Consider the following 21,235-nt stretch of genomic DNA (forward strand, 5'->3'; position numbering starts at 1 on the left):
TAACGATTTCGGTGAATGGGTCATCCCTACCGAATCGGGTGAGGTTTCGGTGCCAGACCTTTCGTAATCTATTTGGGAAGCACCAGTTGTACCAAATCTCAAAACACAATGCTCGCCTCAGAAAACGATTTGCATCTAGCAGAAAAAAAACGTCTGCGATACACTACGGTCGCAGTTCGAAAACTTTCAAGAACGTACCGGCCGGTCCCGAAAATCAGGGCTTCATACGGCCGTCAATGGGCTTTGGAAACTACTTTTTCGATTCGCCTCCAAAAGACAACGTGTGAGGCGGATTCGTCACGGTTTGAAACAATTATCTTAAAAGGGCGCCGCTATGCGAAATCGTATTGTGAACCAACGCACAACTTGGATGGGATTGGGGCTGATATTTGGAGTGGCAGTCTCCTATCTCTGGCCCCACGAACCGGCGCAGGCAATCACCAATAGCCGCGCGGAAAAATTCGAAATGATCACCTGTCCCGCCGCAACGGCAGGAAATGAAGGGGTGTTTGTATTCGATCACATCACCGGTCAGGTGCGGGGAGCCGTGCTCGACCCCCAAGCGGCGACGTTCACCGCATTTTATTTCCGCAATGTGGCTCAGGACTTCGATCTGCAAAACTTGGGGGGCAAACCCCAGTTCGCGATCGTGGCCGGATATGCACAGTTGCAGAATAAACCGGGCGTTCGAGTGCAGACTGCTCCGGGCATTATCTACGTTGCCGAACTCACCTCCGGCATGGTCCGTAGCTATGCCTTTTCATGGGAGCGGACCACACGTCAGGCCGCACTCCAAGAGTTGACTCCGGTCTCCCAGTTCCCCTTCCGACAGGCGGATGTCCAATAGGCCAGCTGGCGATTTTGATCAGCAGATTCACAAGCATTGAAACGGTTGGGTGTCATCCAACAGGACGCTCGGCCGTTTTTCGTATTTGACCGGCCCGCTAATCGCGATCCGCCAGACGGCGGCAGACAATCCCCCGAGCCTTTCCCGTAATACGGGCAAAGATCAACACCCCGGCCTGCGTGCCCGGCAACGGGAGCTTTTTGCGGATGGCTTCGGCTTGGATCGGAATGTGTCGGCATTTGATTTCAACCTGACCGAAGTCCGCTTGTCGGAAATACCGGCGAATCTCTTTGTCGTTGTTCGGAAGATCGGCCAACACCTCAAAGCCCCGTACAAACGGTGATTGAATCGGCTGTTCGCCGGTCAAGTATTCTTCCGCATCATCCAGCCTCGCTAAGCCCAGTTCAGTGGCCGCTAAGTCAATCAACCCCGCGCGAACGACCGCTGGATCGGGATCGAACAAATATCCGCCCAACGGCGACTGTTCGGCGAAGACCTCTAAATCATTGCCGGTCAAACTCGCACCGCTCGGTAACATGGTCGCCCGCCATGACTTCGGGCCGGCCAATTCGCCAAACCACACGGTGGCCTCTTTGCACTCCCCGTTGAGGCTGATCAATTCGATTTCGCAGTGGGGAAACTTCCCACCAAAATTTGATGCCGGACTAAGCTTCATCGCCCCGCCGCGGGCATGCGCCGGTAGACCTTGGAGAAACTCCAGATCGGGACGATAGTCCTCCAGTTTGATCGACCGTGCCGGTCCCTTGGCGCGGCGGTCGGGGTCGATGTGCACTAGTTGTCCCGCAAGCGGAACCTGTTCCACATCGCCGCAGAGTGATTGCATCCGGTCGGCAACCCCCGCTACTTCCGCATTCCATTGCGTTCGCAAACAGGCTACGGGATTGCGGTCAACCGCCACGACATTGCAGCGGGCCGCTAGTGCGATGGCATCCGCGCCGATGCCACTGCACAAATCAATGACATCGCCGGTAAACCGCTCGGCTTTGTGCGCGGCGACAATTTCCGACGTCGCCTGTTCCATGCCTTGGCGATCGAACCACATCTGCTCAGCAGCGGCAAATTTTTCCGCTGCCTTCTTCCGCAATTCTACCAACGTCAACGCAGCACGCACCAAATCAGCGGGAAACTCACGCCGCAATTGTTGCTGCACCCGCATCGCATCGCCCGTCTGAGCAGCGGCGGCTTCCAGGATGTGGGGTTGGCTCCGCAATTTATGTAACAGCTGCCATTGTTGCCAGTCAGCCAATTCCGCAGTACGCCCGCTCATTGCATCGAAGTCCAATCGGTCAAGGGCGTCAACTGCCCCTCCTGCTCTTCCATGACACTGATCCGAGACGAAAACGGCCCCTGCTCCGGTCGGACGGGCAGAAACTGGCTGAGCGTGCCCATTCTCCCAGTGATTTGCACAGCTAGTTGTTCAATGCTGCCGTCTCCTTGACGAATCTCCCAGACATACTGTGCCTGGGGATTGGGTGTGTAGGTCCGAAATCGGTAATCCACAGAAAACCCGATTTGCGTGCCGTTAGGCAAGGTCTGGGGGAGCGCAATCCCCGTCTTCAATTTTCCCGGCCATTTGGATTCAACAGCCTGTTGCCCCTGTACCGCGTCTGGTGCCATTTGCTCCCGGTCCGGAGGAATCGCTTTCTCATCGCAGCCGAGTAAAATCGTGAGAGATGATATCAAGACAAAAAAAGTCAGGTTTCGCTGGAACATCAGGGACCTCTCCTCTGTTTGAATAGCACCACGCGGTCGAGTATACCGAATTGCAATCAATGATTCACTCGGCTAGATTAGTTTGAGCCTCGCAAACGATTGTCGTGAGGTGCCAGAACCTCCCCCTTGCCAGAAAACCGACGAAGAATCATGCACATCGCTGATGGAATTATAAGCCCCGAAGTTTGTGCCGGCATGGCGGTTGCCTCCGCTGGCGCAGTGGGATTCAGCCTGCGGCAACTCAAGAAAACCGAGACCACCAAGACGATTCCGCTCACCGGCATGATGGGCGCATTGGTTTTCGCCGGTCAGATGGTCAACTTCCCCTTGGTCGTGGCTCCTGTATCCGGGCATTTGCTGGGCGGGGTGTTGGCATCGATAATTCTCGGTCCCTGGGCCGGGTGTTTGGTGGTGACCTTGGTGCTGGTCGTCCAATGGGCGCTATTTGCCGACGGCGGGATGGTCGCCTTGGGGGTCAATGTCTTTAACATGGGCGTGATTGGCGCACTGGGCGGCTATGCGGTCTACGCCGGTTTGCGGCGTTGGATGCCCAGTCCACGGGGCACAATCACATCAGCAATCATCGCCGCCTGGCTCAGTGTATTGGCGGCATCGACGATGTTTTGCCTGGAATTCGCACTCTCCGGGCACCATGACTATAGTTTGCCGAATCTGTTTGCATTGATGACCACGTTTCATAGTCTCATCGGTTTGGGCGAAGCGCTGATTACCGGATTTGTGTTAAGTGTCGTGCTCGATCAACGGCCTGATTTGGTATATGGCCAACCGAGCCTCGATAACATGCAAACCGAAACGCCGCGGCGCTCTTGGCAGGCGACTCCGTTGCGGACCGCTGTTGTCGGTTTGATGGTGGCGCTAGCAGTGGCGGGATTTTTAGCACCGTTTGCCTCAGGATACTCCGACGGCCTAGAAGCGGTTGCCGAGAAAATGGGATTCGATGCGCATGTTGATGCCGACCCGCAGGTGTTGGTTTTGGACGAATATCAAGTCCCGTTGGGCAGCGAAGATTCCTGGTTCATGAGCAAACTCTCCGTCTCGATTGCCGGCATCGGGGGGACGTTGGCAGTCTTCGCGATCGCCCTACTGTTGGGGCGCGGCTTGAAACCAGGCGCCGAGGCTGGCCATGCCACGTGATTTCCTGGATCCTTACAGCCGTGGAAACTCGATTTGCCACCGCTTGCCGGATCGCCTCAAGATATTGCTCGTTCTGGCCATGATCATCACCGCGCTGTTCGTCCCGCCGGAGAATTGGCCCGTGCATGGCTGCATGGCGGCCGCGGTCTTTTTGGCGATGACATTGGCCGGAATTCCACTGCGGTATTTGCTGGTGCGGCTGATGTTTTTTTTCCCCATGATCATGGGCCTGGCCATCGCCGTACCCGCTTCGACCGGTTTCACAAAAGGCTGGGACGTGATGGCAACCGTGTTGCTGCGAGGCACGTTGTCATTTATGGGAGTGTTGTGGCTGGTGAATGTAACGCCGTTTGACCGGTTGTTGGTGGCACTGCGACAACTCGGCTTGCCGCAAATGCTCGCAGCCATTTTAGCATTCATGTATCGGTATATTTTCGTAGTCTTTGACGAACTCGAGCGGATGCGTGAAGGCCGCCGGGCACGCACGTTTTCGAAACAGGGCCTATTGGCCGCCTGGAAATCCAACGCGCAGTTGATCGGCATGTTGCTGATTCGCTCAATGAACCGCGCCGAACGGGTCCACGGCGCGATGTGTGCCCGCGGATTCGACGGCGAAATCCGCACGCTCGATTCGTAACGGGCCAACTGTGTAATAACGGGCCAATAGTGTAATAGGGTATTTCACAAGATTTATGTCCGACGCCCCGTCCTCCCATTCACCCGTGCTCAGCGTCGACAAACTGTCGTATCGCTATCCCAACGGGCAAACAGCGTTGTCGGAAATTAGTTTCGACATCCAGCCGGGAGAGCGCATCGGTTTGGTGGGCCCCAATGGCGCCGGAAAAACCACACTGTTGCTGCACCTCAACGGCCTGTTGCCGGGGCATGATTTACCGGTCGCCGACGGACAATCAGCTGAGGCCACTTACCCAGTGCGGGTCTCCGGACTGCCTGCGCTACAGAAAAACCTGCCGGCGATTCGTCAGCACGTAGGTTTTCTGTTTCAGGATCCCGACGATCAACTGTTCTGTTCCACAGTCCGCGAAGACGTCGCCTTCGGCCCATTGAATTTGGGTCTGAGTCGTGAAGAAGTGCTCCAGCGTGTGGCAACACAACTTGCCGCAATGGGGCTGACCGACGTGGAAAACCGCAGTACGATGCAGCTCAGTTTTGGCGAACGTAAGCGCGTTTGTTTGGCCGGGATCCTTGCCTGCCAGCCGGACGTCTTGGCGCTTGACGAACCCTCCAGCAATCTCGACCCCCGCGCCCGCCGCGGTTTCATGCGGTTGTTAGAAGACTGTCCCGCAGCCCAGCTCATTGCCAGTCACGATTTGGAGTTGATACTCGACCTATGCACCCGCGTGATGGTGTTGGACCGGGGACGAATCCAAGCAGATGGTGAACCGGCAACGATCTTCTCCAATCAGCGACTCATGGAACTACACGGCTTAGAACTCCCGCTCAGCATCCGCTACGGCAAGCGATAACAATAGCACGTTTTGCGCCCTCTCGGGGCGTCTCGCATCAATGGTTTACGGCGCCATCGATGACCACCGCCATGGCTGCGCTTAATCGCTGCTGGATCGCTGTTAGCCGTTCCTCGCTCACCTCCAGCGAAAGCCGTCGGCAATCGTCTGCCAAGAGGACCAACTCCACACGATCGGGAAGACGTCCCAGCAGTTGCTGTGCCGCGAGCGCATACGTCCCCAATTGCAATTCATAGGCGGCCAATTGCGCCGCTTCGTCCCCGTGATGCGTCGTCCGTCCGGTTTTGTAATCGACGATTGTCCAAGTTCCGTCGGAAGACTCATACAGGCAATCGATAAAGCCGGCAATGTAACGCAGCGGGGTGTCGCCCTCGCTGGAACAGCGCCATTGGAACTCCAATTCGCGGAATATCCGTCGGGCAGTGCTCAATTCACGGCCGAGTGGCGACTGCTCGAAACCGCGAATCATCTCCGCTGCACGATGACGAATCTCTTCGGTCGCCCCATCAGCCAAGGTGAGACTGCACTCCTCGACGAGAGCTACGACGTCGCCGAAATCTTCAAAATCGACCTGTTCCAACGCCGCATGCACCAGGGTTCCCAAAATGGTTGCCGCATCAGCAGTCATCGGCGGCTCGTCATCATCCGGGCGACGAACCTGATCGAGCATGGCTGCCGGGCGGGAGTGCAGTTGGGCATCGATCTGTTCCAACTCCGACACACTAAACTGCCGCCGCTTGGATGAATTGGGTGCAAATCTCCGCAACGAGTCCGGCAAGACCATCGCTTCGGCTTGTTCCAATTCATCGGCAAGTTGGTTCAGCGGCAACAACCCGGTGAGTGATTCCTTCTTGATATCGGGTAGCGGCGGCTGTGACGTGCAGACGGCTACTTCAGGAACAGCGAGCAAATAGTCTTCGGGAATGATGGCTGCCCCGGTCTCTTCGTCGAGGCTCGGTTTTCCGGTTTCCAGATCAAAATACTTTGCCAAAATCTTCATCCAGGGCGAGGACAGTTTGTCGATCGCCTCTAGATTGGCAGAGAGAATCAAATGGTCGGCGGCGCGGGTGAGTGCCACGTACAACAACCGTTTCCGTTCCGCATCATCCTGTCGAGATTCCTCAGCTTTGAACAGGTTCTTCCCCAAGTGCTCAAACTTTCGGCCGAATTTAGCAGGGACCGACACCAACGGCCCCAATTGCGAATCATACTCCACTGTGTCGAGGCGCGACTCGGCTCCGCGGTCCAGGTCGGCGACCACCACCACCGGGAACTCCAACCCCTTGGACTTATGAATCGTCATGATGCGGATCACGTCGCTGGTTTCGGGATGCGTGGCGGCGAGTTCTTCTTGCTCCTCCTCGGCGACCGCTTGTTGCAACCGCTGCACAAAATCGGCCATCGTCAACAGCCCCGTCCGTTCGTGTTGCCGCGCCATCTCGATCAGTTTTCGCAAATTGGCCAATTTGCGGCGGCCCATAAACTCCGTGAGCAGCGCCGCATCGTAGCCAGTCCGTTCCAGCGCCAGACTCAACAAATGATGCAACGGCATGCGATCTTTTTCGCGGCGCAATTCCGCTAGCACCAGCGAGGCATTGCGGACCTGTTCTTGTTGTTGTTCCTCAATGTTCTCCGGTGGTGCGGCGGCGAGGGCTGCCGATAGCGTCCCCGAATTTTGAACCATCGCAAACAGCGTATCGTCCCGCAGTCCGAAAAACGGTGATCGTAGAATCCCCAGCAGACTGACGTCGTCGTCGGGATCGCCCAGGAATTGGCACAAATTGGCGATGTCGTAGACTTCTTGCTGCGCATAGAAAGCCCGCCCTCCCACCAAGTAATAGTCCAATCCATACTCACGCAGCGCTTGTTCGTAGTACCGCACGTCGGGCATCGCACGCAGCAAAATGCAAATGTCACCCGGCTCCACCGTTCGCAGTTCAGCCTGCCCCGTTTCCGGATTCTTCATGCGAATCCGGGGTACGCCGTCATGCAGCAGTTGATGCAAACGCCGTGCAATCCAATCGGCTTCGATACGGCGACGCTCATCCTTCGCGGTTTTCACTGGGCCGTCTTCACCTTCCGCAGGCGTTGCCCATAGGAACTCGACCGAAGGAGACGGCGAGAGTTGTTCGACATGCGGGATGAGCGGTTCGTAATCGTCCCCCAGTTCATCGGCAAACAGCGCGTTGACGAAATCCAAGATCGCCGGTTGGCTGCGGAAATTCATGCTTAGCGGCAACTGCGCGTCTTCGTGCAGTTTGTTCCGCAAGTCGGTGAACACCGCCGGGTCGGCGCGACGAAACCGGTAAATCGATTGTTTCTTGTCCCCCACCAAAAAGAGATTGCCGTTGATGAGCCGGTCTCCGCACAATGCTTCGACGATTTCCGCTTGAATGGGATCGGTATCCTGAAATTCATCGACCATCAACAGCGATATTCCCGCCGCGGCACTCCGCTGGACGCGAGGCGAATCTCGCAACAAGTTCCGCGCCCGCAATAACAGGTCGTCAAAGTCGAGTGCCCCCGCTTGCTGTTTTTGGCGTTCATACGCAGCCACCGCATACCGGGCGACACGCAGGGCCAACAATCCGCACGCGGCGGCCTGTTGGAGATCGTCCTCGTCGCCGAACTTGATTTTTGCCCCGGCGCCCGCCAAATCCTTGAGGGCTTTCAACGTGTCTCGGACACGTTGATGAATCTCGGGGGACGGCCAATACTTCGCAGATGCCGCATAGCTTAGCGACGCGTTTTTTGCGATTGCCTGCAGTATCTCTGCCGGGTTTTCGGTGGAAGCCTCTTCCGGAAGCGCTTCCAGCAAAATTGTCCGCCGCGGCCCGAGCCATTTCTGGTCGGGCGGACAGAATTCGGTCATCAATCGCAGTGCATCCCGCGCCGCTGGTGTGCGTCGCAAATCGATCAACGCTTCGCGCAATTCCTCGTTGGCCTGTGTCGTCCAGTTGTCGAGACACTCCTCAACCGTCACTTGCGACCAACGCTCGAAGTCGACGCGAAATCGTAGCGTGACGAACCGTTCCAAAATCGTTCGAGCACGCTCCAGGCCATGTTGCAGGACAATCGCTTTGGCATCCTCGTCGCTCTGTTCCAACTGCGTGAGTAACGATTCATTCACCGCATGCCGTAGGACCGCGTTGCTGGCATTCTGATCCAGGGATGTGAATCCAGGGTCGACGGCGGCTTCGACGGCGTGTGTTCTGAGCAGGGACCCGCAGAATCCGTGAATCGTACTGATGCGAGCCGTTTCCAGATCGCGGACGATGTCCAGCCAATGTGGGACCGCGTCACTGGGACAGGTTTGCAACCGTCGGTGGCATTCCTCACGGATTCGCCCGCGCATTTCGCTCGCGGCACGATCGGTAAACGTGATCGCCACCAGCTTACTCAATTCGGTTTTGTGCGGCCCCGGTTCCAGGTGCGATAAAAACCGTCGCGTGAGCACAAAGGTCTTTCCACAACCGGCCCCCGCCGAGAGGCCGACGGAATAGTCGCGCATGGAAATCGCAGCGGCCTGTTGCAGCGTGAGTGTGGTCGCGTCGTCCGTCATGGAATTTGCCAGCTTATCATCGTTGTAGAAATCATTTTGCTATCCGTGCCGAGTTTATTGGTCGCTGAGTTTCCAAGTTTTATGCAGCGTGTCGGCCAACGGCCGGATTTGACCCACACGGCAAGTCGTACTGTAAGGGCAATTCGTCGTGCATTTTGTGTCCTCGTTGTAAACCGGGAATTGTCCGCGACGAATTCCCGCTGCCATTTGCGGAATTGATTCTTCGAGCGTCGCCTGCAAATGTTCCCAGACTTCACTGGCTGTGAATTTCCCCTCGTTGACCTGCCCGGCGGTGAGCTTACTTTTGAATCCGGTTTCCTTTACGAACCAATAGCCCAGTTCCATCGGTTGCGCGCCGGCGGCCACCATCCCCAACCGCTCAGCAGCCATCGCATACAACGGCAATTGAATCAAACCTCCTTCCGAGATTTTTTTCGCTGTGAATTTGGTCGAGGTTCCGGTTTTATAATCCACCACGTTAAACGCCGGCGTTCCCGCGATTTCTCCAACGTCGATTCGATCAATCCGCCCACGAATTCGCACCGCCCGATGCGCGACGCCCAACACCAAACATTCGGCCGTTTCCGCAGCATCCGTCGCCGGATCACCCCCAGGAGCAGCGCCGAATCCGACCTCGTATCTCACCGGTTGCGGCGGTTCGTCCCAATTCTTCTCCGAATCCTTGGAATACTCGGCCCATTGCCTGGCGTATTCTTCACCCCATTCCGACAACAACCGCGTTTCGATTTCCGTCAAGGTCTGCATCAATTTCGGATCGTCCGCGTGTTGTCGCAACAGCGTCTGCAGCAGCTCATCGAATTGTGCGGACAACTCTTGTTCCGATGGCGGGTCATCGCCATTTTCCGTACTCACGGCGAGGTATTGCTGGTGCAATTTCTTAAGCACGTCGTGCACCACATTTCCCCGTTGCTTGTAATCTGTTTTCACCTCGGGGGCATCCAAGGCGTTCACGTTTAAGATTTGTCCCGCAAAATATTGAAACGGACAATTCGCGTATGCTTCCAGTTCCGTCGCACTGAATTCGTGGGCTATCGAGTACCGTTTGCCTAACAGAATCTGATGCTTGGCACCGGGGATTAGGCCTTCGTAGGGTGTGAAGCCGTGAATGCGGAAGCGGTGGTCGGCCATCGTTGCTGCTGCGAGAATATTGCGAACCAACGGTTCGTGTCCCGGCAACTCAAACAGCGAGCGCAGCGGACCGGCGTCCTTGTTTAGCGCTTGTTCAACAGCCACCACGCGGAGGTCCGCCTCGGTGAGCATCTCCGAAATCGGCGGCACCGGATCGAGTTCCATCCGCCGCATAATCGGGACGGCGCCTTCGTCGAACAGGTTTTGCAGCGTGAGCAGATAGGGGCTGGGCAGGAGCGGTTGGCCGGTGGAATTCATTGCCGGATAGCTCAAGATCAACCGTTGACGGGCACGGGTCACGACTCCGTAAAACAGCAGCATCTCGTCCTGCGTCCGCGACGTGCGATGCTGGAGCGGCAATCCTCGTTCGTTAAAATCGCGGCGGTCCGCTTCGCTGAAAAAACAATCGTCGCCGCGCCGCTGCGGAAATCCCGTCTCAGTCAGTCCGCCCACGAACAAAACAGGAATGTCCAAGTTGCGGACTTGCGTCGCATCCAGCACGCGCACCTTACCCACGGCCGAGTCACGGTTTAAAAGTTCCGTCTGATGAATCAGATCCGTCAGTTCGGTGAGCATCCGTGGGAAATCAATCGTCTGGCCACCCTCGTGGACTCGTTCATCAAAACCAGCCGCCGCATACAGCATGTTCTCAAACGCCTGCCAGGCATCGGTATCCCGCGCACGCATGTCGCGCTCTCCCTCATCGGTGAGCGCCGGTAATGTCCGCGGATCGAAACGCATTTCCCGTCCGATCCGGACCAGAATCTCCGCCCACCCGCTGCGGGTATGCTGTTGTTGCAGCGGTTCTAATACGGCTGACAAGCGCGTTAGAAAATCACCCGCCGCTCCGGCTGATTGTTGTTGGATGCGGCGTTTTTCCAACTTCGCGCCGGAAAGCATTTCGTCGGTTTCTGATGGTTGAGCGGCACGGTAGATCCGTTTGAGAATTTCGCGCCGTCCGCCGCGTAATTGCAGCCGCCGCAACTGCGCCGCCACGTCCCGCGTTGACTCCCCTTCCGTATACTCGGGCCAATCGGGATGAAAGTAGTTGTTCTGCAATAGCGGCAAGAGCCGCTCAAACGGCCAATCCTCGGCGGCGACTTGCAACAGCGCCATCAACGCTTTGATCACCGGGTTTGTGGCCAAGGACTCGGATGACTTGCAGATGTAGGGAATTCCGGCGTTCGTAAATGTTTCGTGCAGCAGATCGGCATAATCCGTCAGCGACCGGAAGGTGACGACAATATCCACAGGCGAGGTCCCGGCCGCCAACAACGTTTTGATCTGCGAGGCCATCGTGCGAACCTCACCCTGTTGCCCGGTTGCTTCAATCACAGAAACATCCGCAGCGGTTCCGCACGGCACGACGTCACGGGGATTTTGAAATAGATTCGCGGCGATTTGGGAAAAGGCAGCCGGACGGTTTTCGGCGATCTCGACACATTTGTCACGCTGCACGTTCGAGTGTCGCTCGAGTTGTTTTAGCGCCCCGAGCGGCTTGGCGAACAGGTCCCCGCGTTGCAGCGGCGATTCCAGCGGCAGGGTGACAAACATCTCCGTCACCTTGCCTGCCAACAGCTGGAGAATCTCGTATTGGGTCTTGGTGAAGTCGCTAAACCCGTCGACGACCACAAAGTCCAAATCCGCAAACGTTCCCCAATGCCCTTGGGTGAGTTGATCGCGGGCCGACCAAAACCGACCTTCCCCGTCGTACAGATCATGCGCCAGCAGGTGCTGTTGATAGACGCGATAAATCAGCGCCAGTTCTGCATCGCGGGGATGCGGGTTGTCGGCGGCGATTACCTCTTCAAAATGCTCCGGCCAAATCTCCGCTTGTTTCAACTCGCTGATAAACGCCAACACCTGATCAATGAATCCGGTCGTCACCGCAATCGGCGAGAAATGCCCCAACGCATCGTCGGCGTTTAACTTCTCGATAATGCCGCGGACAAGCACCCGTTGTAGCATGCGGGAAATCGGTGTCACCGCTGCGGGACTGTCGCGCAACACGCGGTCCGCAAATCCCGAAAACGTGAATACCTGCGGATTGAAACAGGCAGCCAGATCATCGACCAATAGATTTTCGCGGATGAACGCGGCGCTGAAGTGAGTCGGCGTCAGCCACAGGCCGCGGCCGATTTCCAGCTTGTCGGCCGCATCCCGCAAATGAGCGCGGTATCGCCCCAGCATGCGGTCCGTTTTGCCGCTGCTCGCCGGGCCGGTTAACACTTGAATCGTGGCGGTCATGCGTATCGTTCCCTGAATTGCGCGGTGTCGTCCGCCTCGGTTATTTGAGCGACGTGAAATAAGCCAATAAATCGGCGACTTCTTGAGCGGGCATGTCCCGCAATAGGAGTTCAGGCATCAGCGAAGTCGTCTGTTGTTCCATCAATTCCACTTGCTCGACCGGCACGCGCGTTTCCTTGAGCGAAGCATCCTTCAACACAATTTCGCTGTCCGTTTTGCTCACAACAATTCCTGTAAACACACGGCCCTTTTTTGTTTCAATCAGGAACGTAGCAAACTCAGGTTCGATCTTGGCCGAAGGACTGAGCATTCCTTCTAAAAGTTGCGCAGCGGTTTTTTTCTGGGCGACCTTGCGGAGATCCGGTCCTAGCGTTTCGCCGGTTTTGTCGATGCGGTGGCAATTGCGACAGGTCACACTCGCATTTTTTTCAAACAACATGCGTCCACGATTCGCATCGCCCTTTAGGGCGAGGATTTGTTCGGGTTTGATAATGCTCCCTAACCGTTTCACACGCTGTTCCTCGGGCAGAAACCGTTCAAACAGATCGCGGACTTGGCTGTCGGAATGAGCGAGAGCCTGTGCGATGATCTTGCGGCGCATCGTTTCGCCCAACGACGACTGTTGCACCGCACGCAGCGCGCGGAGTGCGCCGGTGGTTGTCGAGAGCAGTTGCGTCACGGCGACGGCTTGTTCCTCTGAACTCGTATCAGTGTTGTTGACAGCAGCAAGGTGATCATCCGTCGCCGTGGCGGGGGATTCGCTGTCGGTCGTCGCCGGCAATTGGGAAATCCAATCGTAGATCAGCTCCACTCCAGCGTCATCCACCATCGTGGAACCGATGTGCGGCATGCGGCCTCGTCCCAATTTGGACATGCGGTACCACAGGACCGACCGGTACGGATCTCCCGGAGCAATCACACGCGCGCTCGGTATGCTGAATGTCCCTTGCGAGGGACGCTCGTTGAGCATGGTCGTCTTTGGCAATTCCAAATCGTATTGCATTTTGGAAAGGACCGAACTCCCCGCATGCATGCGGTGGCAATGCGCGCAGTTCGTGTGCAGATACGATCTTGCACGCAAATTCTGATCGGCCGCCGGATCGTGGGGATTAACGAGGACAGATTTGTCAGTCGGCTCCGACAGATCCTGGTCGAGCAAATCGACATGCGCGAACGAGCGAAGTTGGTTATCGGCCGCCGCACCATAGTGATGTTGTCGATTCAATTGAGGAGCATTGAACGCCAACGCGTTTCCCGCCCAGGGATTGTGGCAGCGCATGCACTCCGTCCGGCTGGAGAAATGCCACGTCTGTTGCCGGTGTCCACCAGGAGCGGTCGGGTCTTGAATATCAAGCGGCACATCCACTCCCTCGGCGGCGACTAACGTTGCGTCGGTCTGTTCCGGGTTCCAACGATAGCTGTATCCCTGCCAGGCGCTTCCGTCGTAATGCAGAATCTGCGTCTCAATGCGGCGGCGGCCATTGTCACTGCCCGGTTGCATGTCGAGTGAAATTGTCTTCGCCAAAACGGAATCTTTAGGAAAAACCCACGGGCTGCCTTTAGTGGTCACCGTGCCGTCGCCCGGTATTGCGACATAGCGCTGTGCTGTTGCCTCGTCGGCCCATGCTTCGGCGTTGATGGAATACGGGATCACCCCCTCCGCTGGAGTATGGTCGGCCACCGAACGCAACAATCCCGTTTCACTAAGTTTATGCGGGAATTCGACTGGCGAACCGGCGGCCGGGTTGGGGACCAATCGATAAATCTCGCCGGGGGTATATCCCACCACGTAAAATTCGCTCTTCTGGTCGGTCCCGAAACAGACTAGCTTGAGTGTCGTATCGGCGATCTCTTCTTGCGAGGTCACCCGCTCGCCATCGTATCCCACAGCCCACATTTTTCCGGTTTCGAAATCACCGTATAGATACTTGCCCGACAGTGACCCCAGCCGCGTACCGTGATACACATGACCACCGGTGATCGAGGCTGATTCGGAGTGCGGATGCGCGACGGTCGGCGGTGAAATCGGCGACGGGCCGCGATCGACACTTGTGTGAATCGGTTGTGGACCTTCGACGGCGCTCCAGCCATAATTTCCGCCGCGACGGACATGGTAAACCATCTCCCACAATTCCCAACCGACATCGCCCATCCACAACCGTCCGCTACGCGTGTCGAAATTCATTTTCCAGGGATTGCGGAATCCATACGCCCAAATTTCCGGTCGCGCATCTTCGATGTCAACAAACGGATTGTCCGTTGGAATCGCATACCCCTTGCCCTCGGCCGACTGATCGACGTCGATCCGCAATACCGACGACAACAGGTCGCTAATGTCTTGTCCGGTTTTCAGTATGTCGGGCGGATTCGGTCCCGTGCCGTCACCCGTGGAGACATACAGATATCCGTCGTGGCCGAACTTCAGACACCCTCCGTTGTGTCCACCCGAGGGCCAGGTGATGATCGGCTTTTCACTGGCCGGATCAATCGTGGGCGGGTCGGTTTTGCTCACTGTGAATCGCGAAACGTGCGAGCCGTCCGGTATGTTTGAACCAATGACGTAACAGACATAGCAGTAGCGATTCTGCTCAAAATCAGGATGAAACTCCAACCCGTAGAAATTGCCCGCCTTGGTGAGCGTCTTGTGCAGATCAACGACCAAGTCCGGTTTTCCGACGTCGTTGCGGTTGGGAAACGAGTAGATTTTTCCGTGCAATTCCAACAGGAAGAGACGGTCGCTGCCCGGTGCCGGCGTCAATTCCACCGGGTTTTCAAACGACAACTGCGGAAAAACCCGCTCGACGGTGTACGGTTTGGGCGGCTCGGGAGAACCGGTGATGCGGGACGTGGTCCAGCGCTGCCGTTGCGGTAAACCGTACGGTGCTTCGGCCGTTGCTGCTGGTTTCGCTGCCGGCTCATCAGCTGTCGCAGTCAATGGGGCCAACAAGAACCACGCCGCCCACACCCTGTATTTGGATTTCATCATACGCATGCGCAGCCATGATCTGGGAAGTTATCGCGATTGGGCGTGAAGTCGACGCCGAGTCGGATAGATTACCAGAAGCGGGGAGCCGAGGCCAGAATCTTCCCGTCCCGCAAATCCGCAGCAGTTGGAATCGGCAATGGCAGATGATCGCCGTGCATCGTTTTAGGGGGCTGGTTCTGTTACCGGCAGCGAAACGTTTTGTAGGGAGAGTTCTTCAGCCACACGTGTGTGCGATTGCAATTCCGCCTCACGAAGGCGCTCGTCTGTCAACGTTTCATTCCCATCCCACGACGCGACGGCCACTGGGGCGATGCTGCGCTGGACGTAGCGGGGTGCGGGCGCTGCGGTGATGGGGCCGGCTCCTGATTTCGCATCCGAGGTTCGCGTGTCCAATTGAACCAGGATCACCATTTGCACAATCAGACAGACCAATACGAATTCGCCAATGAACTTGCGCATCTTTCCGCTCCCCCGGATGCCGACCGAAATGCCAGCATCTTTTTTAAAGCGGGGTGGTGGCAAATACAAAATCGAAAATGCGGGAAAGTCGCTACTTACCTCAAACCGGTCCGGCTATGGGGAATGCGTTGACCTTAACGGGCTGGGAATACTCTCCGGCAACATTTCTCATGCACCAGGGCAACGGTGGGGCACATGGGCGCATGCACGATTCACAGCAGGTTCCTCGATCTGTTACAATTCCGCATAGCTTGATTATTAACGTGTGTCGTTGTGAGGATGGGGAACAATGAACGAAGAGACACCAAAACCGAAAAGACGCTGGTTGCGAATTGGATTGGCCGTTGTCGGTGTGGTTGTGTTAGTGATTGCCTGTCTCCCGACGATTGTCGCCAATACTCCGCTCCGCAATACGTTGGTCAATCGCGCCATCGATGATCCGCGGTTGCAGGCCTCGGTTGGTTCCGCTTCGTTTGGCTGGACGTCGAGCGCCTCTCTGAACCAGATGCGAGTCGTTCGCGATGACGACCGGATGTTGGTCACGATCGACCGTGTGCAGGTCGAACGGTCATTGCTCGGACTGCTGCTCGCATTGCCCGATATTGGCGGCATTGAAATTGAACAGCCGCGTTTAGAGTTCACGTTACGGGAAGGTAGCCAAGAGTTGCCACTCGACGATTTGGCCGACGCGGTCAAGGACAGAGATCCGCCAGAATCGACGTTTGTGGCTGCGGTCCGTAAGGCAGGCATTGTGGTCAGCACAATAGACGCCGACGAACCGGTGGTCGATGTCGACGACGTGACGCTGACGTTGAGGCTCCGCCAATCAGAATCGGGACGCGAATTGGTCATCGACCCCGCTGTGGTGTTGGACCATCAGTCATTGACGCCGGAACTGTGCGACCGCGGCCTGCATTTAGTTGCACCGGTTTTGGCCGATGCAGCATCTGTCGAAGGAGAAGTCTCTGTCGAAATCGAGGAGTTTCTGCTTCCCGTCGAACAAACCGAATCGGCCGAAGCGGATGATCGCATGCGGATTACCGGCAGCGTGGCATTGCATCATGTACGGTCGAATTTGCGAAATCCCATTTTAGTCGAGATCACAAAATTGGTCGCCGGCCTGCTCAATAAACCTCCGCCGGAAACGATTCGCGTACTGGAGAATTCTCGCGTCCATTTTCACGTCGGCAAAGAGGGGGTCTACCACGAAGGAATGGCGTTTGTCTTGCCGGACATTTCTGAGGAACTGGAGATTCGCACCAGCGGGTTGGTCGGGGTCGATCGGCAGTTGGACCTGAAAATCGAGGTCGCGCTGCCCAGCCAAATGACGGTAGGCATCCCGGTCCTGGAAAAATTAACACAGCGCCCCCTGACTTTGGTTGTGCATGGAACGTTGGATGCGCCGATCGTTGGCTTCGCCAAAGGGCAAGACATCTTGGATGAACTCGCCGGTCGGCTCAACGGTGAAGATCAAACCCTGGAGGAGCCCAAACCGATTGGGAATTCGGTCATCGAATTGGTGGGGGGATTGACCGAGAAAAAGGATGACGGCGTGAAGAAAATTGATGTCGAATCGACGGCCAAAGATGTCATTAATATCATTCGCTCGGCACGCGAGGCTAAGAAGCGAAACAAAAACAAAAATAAGTAGTGGACCTCGCCTCGCCATTCCGGAGGAATGTTGACGTCCGAGAGACACAGTCGCAACACCATGGCCGAAACCTCACCTCTGGCAAGTTACGATTTCGCATCCGGGACACTGGATGGTGCACTCACGTTTTTAAAACGCTCGCGGAGTGAGTTGCGGATGCTGCGCTTGGTCCGTGTTTGGAACGACCGGTTTTGCCTGTTCGACATCAACGGCGATTACTTCGAGATTCGTGGACTAGGGTATTCGCAACCCGAAATTACTAAGATTCTCAATACCGTCAACACGGCTTATAAGCGGGACCGGATCCACGAGCCAACCGACGCCGACTACAAGGAATTCAAAACGGGCCGCCGTTACGCCTGGGCGGCCGACCGCGTCATGTAACTTGTTGATGAAACTACTTTAGCGGCGAATCATCGGCAGCGGTCGCCAACTCGATCAACCGGTTGGCTAAGAGCACTTCCGTTCCTGCCAGCCCCAGCGAATAAAACAGCGAAATCTCCTCGGCAGCCCGCGGCGCCGGTTCGTTGGCGGAAATGATATCGCTGAGGGATGTCAACCGGGCGAAGTCATCACTTCCGTGCAGAATAAAATCCTCACCGACCGCGGCTGCCTGCGCCAGCGAATCGGTGATGATCCGTTGCGCTCTCCCCGCGACGCTCGCTTCGAGTTCGCTGGCTGAGTGAAATTTGGGGCCGATCGTGTTGATGTGCACACCGCGGCGCAGCCATGCGGAATCAAATACCGGCTCGCCGCTGGCTGTGGCGCAAATCAACACATCCGCCGCTTCAACCACCTCGCGCGCTGAGCGGCAGGCCTGAACAGTCGCGGTCGTCATTTTCGACGCTTGCTTCGCAAACGCAGCACAGCGTTCAACAGAGCGGCTATGGACGCGGATTTCCGAAAAACTGCGGACCGACAGCGCCGCCTCCAATTGTGTCCGCGCTTGGTATCCACTACCCAGGATGCCCAGCACCCGGGCGTCGGGGCGCGACAGCCATTTCACGGCCACCCCCCCAATGGCGCCGGTCCGCACCGCCCCCAACAGCGGTCCAACGACTATGCCTTTCAAGGCTCCGTCGTCGGTATTGAACACCGCAGTCAATTCAGCGCGACCGGGCGAATGCAATTGCGTGACATCGTAAACGCGAAACCCCAGGTATGACGGTGTATCGGTGGCGGCACCGGTGGTGAAGACCAACTTGCCCACCTCTAAGTCAGCCTGCAAACGGGCAGGAGCAGCAAGAGTTCCGGCCGCTTGCCGCCCAAAAGCTTGCTGCATCACCTCGATAGCGGTCGGCATATCGAGCTTGTGCCGCACATCGTCGTCAGTGAAAAGGGGGATGGTCATTGTTTACTGAGGTTGCTTGAGAAGGATGAAGTTGTCAGGCCGCTGGCGGATCATGCTCGCTCCCATTATGCACAAATGACGGATGCGGCGCAACTATGCTCCTTAGAGCAGAGGCGGATTTGAGATAGCGGCCGCCAATTGAGGTTCCGCTGTTTTGAAATCGCGGGTACGATTCCTTCGCATCATCATTGACCCAACTACGAGCGCGTGACAGCGGACTTGGATTTTGCTGTGTCCGGTGCGAATCGAGCGGTCGAGTCGCAATGGCCACGGACCTGCCCACTTTGTCGGCTGACGCAACTTCGCGGGAAACGTTCTCAGCAAGGAAAATGCGGATGAGTGCATCGAAAGTGCAAACGAGCATTGTTGGCCGAATCCTGTTTTCGGTCGTAACGCAAATGCTCCGTTTGCGGGCCGTTTTGCGGCACTTCTCTCCTTGGGTGCTGGTTGTGCCGGCTATCGCCATCGCCTCCACGATGGGCAGTCTGTACGGCTACTTTTGGCCGGTGGGCCAGCCGAGTCTCTTGCTGCCGATCACCACCGCCCTGGCTGCGACATCGTTTATGACGGCGGCGACCTGCTGGGTGTTGCGCGGTGATTTATTTCACCGTTGGCTGATTTATTTAACTGGCTGCTTTTGGTACCAAGCGATCGATTTTTCAGGAAGTAAGCTGGGAGCGGCCATCGCCCTGTCCATTCTGATTTGTTACGCCTTGGCAAAATTTGAAGTGCTGCGGCCCTATCTGCAAAATCGACTGGTGGTCAGTCTATTGGTGGCGAGCCTGTTGTGTCAGTGCTTGCCCATGCTCATGACATCCGAAGTTTGGAGTTGGGGCGTCCGCGTCGGGCTTTGGCCGTACCGCGTGAACTCAGCCATGATGCTGGCCGGGCGGCTGATGCTCTTGATGACGATCGTCGCTTCAGAGGTGCTGTCCCGCACGGGCAAGCTATCCAGCGAAGTGACTCGTTCCGCCGCCGACGTGTCGCCATTTCATCCGTCGCAATCGGTTGCCGGAGCCGCACGACCATCCGCACGCAAGGCTGCATAGCTGACCATCGATTGTCGAGCAAAACGCTCCGGCCAGGAACGATGGGACCGCATACGATCGGCTGGATTTCTAGAAATCCGCTCAGCAACAGCCGGTCAGTTGCGTGATTCCGCAGCGGGGATCACAATACGGACAGGCTTAATTCTTGAGGCTTGAGGCCCGAGACTTGAGGCAACGACTTCTCAAGCCTATCCCCTCAAGCCTCACCACCCAAGCCTCCACCGCCAGCAACCATCGTACACTTGGAGTTAACTCAGATGACCTATCCGCGGATGTTACGCATTAAGCAACGCTTTGAAGGCCCGTCCGTCGAGGATATTCCAGCGACCGTCGAATCCCAACTTGCCTCGCTGCAGTTGGGAAAGAAAATCAAACCGGGCGAAACGGTCGCCATTACCGCTGGTAGCCGCGGCATTGCGAATATCGCAGTCATCATCAAAGCCACCGTCGATCATGTCAAATCGCTGGAGGCGGTACCGTTTATCGTGCCGGCAATGGGCAGTCATGGCGGCGGGACGCCTGAAGGACAGCGGGGCATCGTCGAAGGGTACGGGATCACTGAGGATTACACCGGCGCAGAGATCCGCTCGTCGATGGAAACAGTCATCGTCGACAAAACGCCGCAAGGAATTCCGGTACATTTTGACAAGCACGCCTACGACGCCGACCATGTATTGGTCTGCGGACGCGTGAAACCGCATACCGGGTTTGTCGGTGAAATCGAGAGCGGATTGCTCAAAATGATGCTGATCGGGCTGGGCAAACATGCGGGAGCCAAGATCTATCACCGGGCCATTTTGGATTATAGCTTCGGCGAGATCATCACCGCTGTCGCCGATTCAGTGTTGGATAAATGCGGCATTGTCGCCGGTTTGGCGATTGTAGAAAATGCCTACGATCAAACCGCGCTGCTGGCAGCTGTGGCGCCGGAGAATTTTGTCAGCCGCGAAAAAGAATTGCTCAAACAGGCCAAACAATGGATGCCGCGCTTGCCGTTTGACAAAGTCGGTCTGTTGATCATCGATGAAATCGGCAAGGACATTAGTGGATCGGGTATGGACACCAACGTCATCGGCCGCAAATACAGCGACCACTGTGCGACCGACAAAGACGACGTCAGCGTGAAACGCATTTTTGTGCGGGGGTTGACTTACGAAACGCACGGCAACGCCTGCGGACTGGGGCTGGCGGAATTTACGAATTCGCGCACGGTGCAGAGTGTTGATCAAAACATCACCACGATCAACTCGCTCACCGGTGGACACCCTTCCGCAGCGATGATTCCGGTGCATTATGACAGCGACCGAGAAGTGCTCGATGCGGCGTTGCCGACAACCGGTTTGGCCGATGCGCCGGATGCGCGGGTGATTCATATTTCCACGACGTTGCATGTCGGCGAAGTGCTGGTCAGCGAAGCCTATTTGGCCGAGATCGAAAACCGCGACGATTTGGAAATCATCGACGGTCCCAGTGAAATGCAATTTGATGCCGACGGAAATTTGGCGGCCGTCGCCGAACAGCCGGTGGGCGTCTGACGATAACCCCCGGCGGAGCCGGG

General features: G+C 56.6%; 15 protein-coding genes. 8 read left to right on the forward strand and 7 right to left on the reverse strand.

The features are described 5' to 3' along the window. Positions 1 to 334: 334 nt before the first annotated feature. Positions 335 to 847 (forward strand): hypothetical protein, encoded by a 513-nt coding sequence (locus CA54_RS14275; RefSeq protein ID WP_146371401.1) that lies wholly within the window; start codon positions 335 to 337, stop codon positions 845 to 847. A 97-nt stretch (positions 848 to 944) separates the two neighbouring features. Here CA54_RS14275 and CA54_RS14280 read toward each other — a convergent pair whose 3' ends face one another. Both CA54_RS14280 and CA54_RS14285 read right to left on the reverse strand, forming a co-directional pair. Further along, positions 945 to 2,135 carry a class I SAM-dependent methyltransferase gene (locus CA54_RS14280; protein ID WP_146371402.1) on the reverse strand — a complete coding sequence of 397 codons (1,191 nt, stop codon included), beginning with the start codon at positions 2,133 to 2,135 and terminating at the stop codon, positions 945 to 947. Next, on the reverse strand, positions 2,132 to 2,581 hold the full coding sequence (locus CA54_RS14285; protein ID WP_146371403.1) for a hypothetical protein: 450 nt from the start codon (positions 2,579 to 2,581) through the stop codon (positions 2,132 to 2,134). Before CA54_RS14285 ends, CA54_RS14280 begins: the two co-directional genes overlap by 4 nt. 150 nt (positions 2,582 to 2,731) lie before the next feature. On the opposite strand from CA54_RS14285, the gene CA54_RS14290 reads away from it, so the two are divergent. The 3 genes from CA54_RS14290 to CA54_RS14300 are packed head-to-tail and all read left to right on the forward strand — an operon-like array spanning position 2,732 to position 5,223. Then, positions 2,732 to 3,736 carry an energy-coupling factor ABC transporter permease gene (locus CA54_RS14290; RefSeq protein WP_146371404.1) on the forward strand — a complete coding sequence of 335 codons (1,005 nt, stop codon included), beginning with the start codon at positions 2,732 to 2,734 and terminating at the stop codon, positions 3,734 to 3,736. Beyond that, entirely contained in the window at positions 3,726 to 4,373 is a 648-nt protein-coding gene (cbiQ, locus tag CA54_RS14295) for a cobalt ECF transporter T component CbiQ (RefSeq protein WP_146371405.1), read from the forward strand. Before CA54_RS14290 ends, cbiQ begins: the two co-directional genes overlap by 11 nt. A 55-nt stretch (positions 4,374 to 4,428) precedes the next feature. Continuing rightward, a complete protein-coding gene (locus CA54_RS14300; protein WP_146371406.1) occupies positions 4,429 to 5,223 on the forward strand; it encodes an energy-coupling factor ABC transporter ATP-binding protein in 795 nt (264 codons plus the stop codon). A 37-nt stretch (positions 5,224 to 5,260) separates the two neighbouring features. Here the strand turns inward: CA54_RS14300 and CA54_RS14305 are convergent, their stop codons facing one another. From CA54_RS14305 to CA54_RS14320, 4 genes are all read right to left on the reverse strand, one after another. Then, a complete protein-coding gene (locus tag CA54_RS14305; protein WP_146371407.1) occupies positions 5,261 to 8,785 on the reverse strand; it encodes a UvrD-helicase domain-containing protein in 3,525 nt (1,174 codons plus the stop codon). 54 nt (positions 8,786 to 8,839) lie between these two features. Then, complete coding sequence (locus tag CA54_RS14310; protein ID WP_146371408.1) at positions 8,840 to 12,181, reverse strand: PD-(D/E)XK nuclease family protein; 3,342 nt, start codon at positions 12,179 to 12,181, stop codon at positions 8,840 to 8,842. A gap of 40 nt (positions 12,182 to 12,221) precedes the next feature. Further along, entirely contained in the window at positions 12,222 to 15,167 is a 2,946-nt protein-coding gene (locus CA54_RS14315) for a PQQ-dependent sugar dehydrogenase (RefSeq protein WP_197532466.1), read from the reverse strand. A gap of 162 nt (positions 15,168 to 15,329) precedes the next feature. Beyond that, positions 15,330 to 15,626 (reverse strand): hypothetical protein, encoded by a 297-nt coding sequence (locus CA54_RS14320; RefSeq protein ID WP_146371410.1) that lies wholly within the window; start codon positions 15,624 to 15,626, stop codon positions 15,330 to 15,332. A 289-nt stretch (positions 15,627 to 15,915) separates the two neighbouring features. Here CA54_RS14320 and CA54_RS14325 point away from each other — a divergent pair, with 289 nt between their 5' ends. Together CA54_RS14325 and CA54_RS14330 are read left to right on the forward strand one after the other, a co-directional pair. Further along, a complete protein-coding gene (locus CA54_RS14325) occupies positions 15,916 to 17,277 on the forward strand; it encodes a hypothetical protein (protein ID WP_146371411.1) in 1,362 nt (453 codons plus the stop codon). 60 nt (positions 17,278 to 17,337) lie between these two features. Then, positions 17,338 to 17,661 carry a hypothetical protein gene (locus CA54_RS14330; RefSeq protein WP_146371412.1) on the forward strand — a complete coding sequence of 108 codons (324 nt, stop codon included), beginning with the start codon at positions 17,338 to 17,340 and terminating at the stop codon, positions 17,659 to 17,661. 13 nt (positions 17,662 to 17,674) lie between these two features. On the opposite strand, the gene CA54_RS14335 is transcribed toward CA54_RS14330, so the two are convergent. Beyond that, positions 17,675 to 18,628, reverse strand: coding sequence for an ornithine cyclodeaminase family protein (locus tag CA54_RS14335; protein WP_146371413.1), 954 nt, complete (start codon positions 18,626 to 18,628; stop codon positions 17,675 to 17,677). Positions 18,629 to 18,963: 335 nt separating this feature from the next. Here CA54_RS14335 and CA54_RS14340 point away from each other — a divergent pair, with 335 nt between their 5' ends. Continuing rightward, positions 18,964 to 19,677 carry a hypothetical protein gene (locus CA54_RS14340; RefSeq protein WP_146371414.1) on the forward strand — a complete coding sequence of 238 codons (714 nt, stop codon included), beginning with the start codon at positions 18,964 to 18,966 and terminating at the stop codon, positions 19,675 to 19,677. A 257-nt stretch (positions 19,678 to 19,934) separates the two neighbouring features. Continuing rightward, positions 19,935 to 21,212, forward strand: coding sequence for a lactate racemase domain-containing protein (locus CA54_RS14345; RefSeq protein WP_146371415.1), 1,278 nt, complete (start codon positions 19,935 to 19,937; stop codon positions 21,210 to 21,212). Positions 21,213 to 21,235: the final 23 nt, after the last annotated feature.

Source organism: Symmachiella macrocystis, from assembly GCF_007860075.1.
Taxonomy (GTDB): Bacteria; Planctomycetota; Planctomycetia; order Planctomycetales; family Planctomycetaceae; genus Symmachiella; species Symmachiella macrocystis.